The 240-nt window shown below is 60.8% G+C and carries 1 protein-coding gene; it reads right to left on the reverse strand.

The window, feature by feature from the left end:
- Window positions 1–240: EamA family transporter (locus SB724_RS21615; protein ID WP_410573105.1), on the reverse strand; the 240-nt coding region annotated here is incomplete at both ends.

Genomic DNA, 240 nt, shown 5'->3' on the forward strand with positions numbered 1-240 from the left:
CCCCGATAATGCCGAAGAACACCGCGCTCCAGCGGTAAAGCCGCACACGTTCCTTCAGGAACACCGCAGCGAAGATGACGGCAATCAGCGGCGTGGCGTAGCCCAGCGCAATCGCTTCAGGCAGCGGCAGGTGCATCAGCCCGTAGAAGCCGAAGCCCATAGAGATGATGCCGATCGTGCCGCGTTTCACATGACCGACCGGATTGGCCGTGTAGAAAGCAGCCTTCAGCTGACCGCGAT

This window comes from Bacillus sp. SIMBA_031 (assembly GCF_046535225.1).
Taxonomy (GTDB): Bacteria; Bacillota; Bacilli; order Bacillales; family Bacillaceae; genus Bacillus; species Bacillus velezensis.